General features: G+C 69.2%; 4 protein-coding genes. All 4 read left to right on the top strand.

Features of this window, described 5'->3' with window-relative positions:
• A partial coding sequence (locus KBX39_RS27340; protein ID WP_210873234.1) for an ABC transporter substrate-binding protein occupies positions 1 to 1,003 on the top strand: 1,003 nt, incomplete at its 5' end.
• A gap of 64 nt (positions 1,004 to 1,067) precedes the next feature.
• Positions 1,068 to 1,934 (top strand): tetratricopeptide repeat protein, encoded by an 867-nt coding sequence (locus KBX39_RS27335; RefSeq protein ID WP_043325191.1) that lies wholly within the window; start codon positions 1,068 to 1,070, stop codon positions 1,932 to 1,934.
• A gap of 1 nt (position 1,935) precedes the next feature.
• On the top strand, positions 1,936 to 2,136 hold the full coding sequence (locus KBX39_RS27330; RefSeq protein ID WP_018786431.1) for a tautomerase family protein: 201 nt from the start codon (positions 1,936 to 1,938) through the stop codon (positions 2,134 to 2,136).
• On the top strand, positions 2,133 to 3,113 hold the full coding sequence (locus KBX39_RS34140) for a D-2-hydroxyacid dehydrogenase (protein WP_104115290.1): 981 nt from the start codon (positions 2,133 to 2,135) through the stop codon (positions 3,111 to 3,113). Before KBX39_RS27330 ends, KBX39_RS34140 begins: the two co-directional genes overlap by 4 nt.
• The last annotated feature ends 29 nt before the right edge of the window (positions 3,114 to 3,142 follow it).

Below are 3,142 nucleotides of genomic sequence, written 5' to 3'. Positions count from 1 at the left end.
GCAGGGCGACCTCAACGGCAGCGTCGACGGCGGCAGCGGGCCGTTCAAGCTCGCGGCCCGGACCACCGGCCAGGCCATCAAGCTGGACAAGCACGACAAGTACTGGGAGTCCGGGGTTCCGTACCTGGACGGGCTGGACTTCACGTTCAACCCGGACGACAACGCCCGCGCCGCCGCCGTGCGCAGCGGCACCGTCGACTTCCTGTGGCGGCCCGCGCCCGAGTTCATCGACGCGCTCAAGCGCGACGAGAAGCTCAAGTGGTACGGCGGCTCCGGCTCGCTGTCGCTGCACCTGCGGCTGAACACCTCGAAGGCGCCGTACGACAACGTGAAGGTCCGGCAGGCCATCTACCTGGCGCTGGACCGGCAGGAGATCCTGAACGTCGCCAACTCCGGCTTCGGCACCGCGCTCAACGCCGGCTACCTGCCGCCGGACCGCTTCGGCGCGCTGAAGGAGCCGGTGTACGGCAAGCCCGACATCGAGAAGGCCAAGGCGCTGCTGGCCGAGGCGGGTTACCCGAACGGCTTCGACGCCAAGCTCATGGTGATCGCCACCTCGGCGTTCCAGGTGCGCTCGGCGGAGGTGGAGCAGCAGCAGCTCGCCAAGATCGGCATCAAGGTGACGCTGGAGTCGGTCGAGTCCACCATCGCCGACACCAAGACGAAGTCCGGGGACTTCGACATGTACCAGTCCGGCTTCGGCCTGACCTACGACCCGGACGAGCGGTTCACCGCCAGCTTCCTCAAGGGCGGCGGCCTGAACTACGGCAACTGGTCCGACCCGGAGTACGAGGACCTGATCGTCAAGGCCCGCTCCGAGCTGGACAAGGACAAGCGCGCCCAGCTCTACCAGCAGGCCGAGAAGATCCTGGCCGAGCGGGGCCCGGTGGCCATGACCTTCCTGAACGCCGACTTCGACGTCGTGCAGAAGGACGTCATGGGTTACCGGGGTGACCCCACGCCGACCTACCGCTTCTACCGGCACCTCTGGCTCGACCGCTGACGAGTCGCGGAGGGGACGCCGGCCCACGGCGTCCCCTCCGCCGCACCGCGACGAAAGGCAATCCATGACGGCCGTACCCCTGACCCATCGCTACGTCATCGCCGCCCGGCTGAAGGGCTACCTGGGCAAGCACGAGGAGTCCGTGGCGCTGCTCACCGAGGCGCTCGAACTGGAACCGGACAGCCCGCGCCTGCTGCGTTTCCGCGGCCACCGGCGGATCTCCATCAGTGACTACGCCGGCGCGATCGCGGACCTGCGCGCCGCCGCCGACCAGCTCGCCGGCGTCGAGGACGAGTACGAGATGTACCAGCCGGAGGTGGAGAAGGACGTCGTCAGCCTGATCCTCGGCCGGCCCGAGGACGTGCGCCCGCAGCACCTCAGCGACACCGACGCCGCCGCGAACCCGGAGATCCTCGGCCGCTACAACACCACGCTGCACGCCTCCGTCTGGTACCACCTGGGCGTCGCCCAGTACCTCGCCGGTGACCTGGAGGGCTGCCTGCCCAGCTTCGCCGAGTCGGAGAAGGCGTCCCGGCACCAGGAGGGCCTGGTGGCGTCGCAGGACTGGCAGTACATGGCGCTGCGGCGCCTCGGCCGGACCGCCGAGGCCGAGGAGGTGCTCGACCGGTTCCGCACTGTCGACCTGGTCGACGAGCCGCACCTGGTCGGCTACGAGGGCCGGATGAAGCTCTACACCGGCGAGATCGGCCCGGACGAGCTGTGGGCGATGTGCGACGGCAACAGCCTCAAGACCGTCACCCAGGGGTACGGCCTCGGTAACTGGCACTACTACAACGGTGACGTCGACAAGGCGCGTGAGGTGTTCGACGGGGTGCTGAAGACCCGCGTCACGCACGCCTTCGCGTACCTGGCAGTCAAGGCCGAGTACGAGCGCAACCCGGACTTCGCGACCACGAGCAAGGAGAACTGAGATGGCAATCATCCGTGCCGAGATCGGCAAGCGGGACCAGGCCACCAAGGAAGCGATGATCGCCGACCTGACCGACGTGCTGGTCAAGTACGGCTCGCCGCGCGAGAACACCCACGTCCTGCTCTACGAGGTGTCGTACGACAACTGGGCCAAGGGCGGCGTGACGTACAACAACCGGAAGCGTGCGCAGGAGTCCTCGTGACCGGCGCCGTCGCGGGACCGCACGTCCTGCTCACCCCCAACCTGTCGGACCTGCTCCCGCAACTGCGGGAGCGGTTCCCGCAGTGCCGGTTCAGCCCGGTACCGGACGGTGAGCCGGTACGCGACGAGTGGCTCGACGCCGAGGTGATCCTGCGCAGCGCGATGAACGAGGACACCTTCGACGAGCTGCTGGCCAAGTGTGACCGGCTGCGGTGGGTGCAGATCACCGCGGCCGGGTTCGACTGGGTGGGCGGCGAGCTGATGCAGCGCCGCCTCGCCGAGGGGCTGCTCTACACCCGGTCGCCCAACTCCTACAACGTGCCGATCGCCGAGTACGCCATCGGCGCGGTGCTGATGCGCTTCCGCGCGTTCCCGGAGCACCGGGAGGCGCAGGAGCGCCGGGAGTGGGTGCGGATCACCGGCCGGGACTTCATCGGCAGCACGATGCTCGTCTTCGGCACCGGCGGCATCGGCGGCGAGGTGGCCTGGCGGGCCCGCGCGCTCGGCGTCGACGTGATCGGGGTGAACCGCTCCGGCACTCCGGCCGAGGGCTTCGACCGGGTGATCCCGTACGCCGAGCACATGGCCGTGCTGCCGGAGGCCGACTCGGTGGTCCTGGCCATGCCGCTGACCACCGAGAACCGCTACTTCTTCGACGCCGAGCACTTCGCGGCGATGAAGGAGTCGGCGGTGCTGGTGAACGTCGGGCGGGGCGCTCTCGTGGTGGAGGACGCCCTGGTCGACGCGATGCGGTCCGGCCGGATCGCCGGCGCGGTGCTGGACGTGTTCGAGGAGGAGCCGCTGCCGGCCGACCACCGGCTGTGGGACCTGCCGAACACCACCATCACCCCGCACACGTCGTTCCGCGGCACCGGCAACCTCCAGCGGCTCTACGCCGACTTCTGCGTCAACCTGGAGCGTTACCTGGCCGGCGAGCAGCTGGCCGGCCTGAAGCGGCAGCCCGACCTGGGGTACTGAGCGTCCGAACGAGAGGCGGCCCACCCGCT

This window comes from Micromonospora sp. D75 (assembly GCF_018070405.1).
GTDB lineage: Bacteria > Actinomycetota > Actinomycetes > Mycobacteriales > Micromonosporaceae > Micromonospora > Micromonospora chalcea.
Note: the sequence above shows the minus strand (reverse complement) of the source record. Positions and strands in the feature narration are given on the sequence as shown.

Coding starts and splice junctions, on each gene's coding strand:
- KBX39_RS27335 (WP_043325191.1), top strand. CDS start 1,068: ATGACGGCCGTACCCCTGACCCATCGCTACGTCATCGCCGCCCGGCTG.
- KBX39_RS27330 (WP_018786431.1), top strand. CDS start 1,936: ATGGCAATCATCCGTGCCGAGATCGGCAAGCGGGACCAGGCCACCAAG.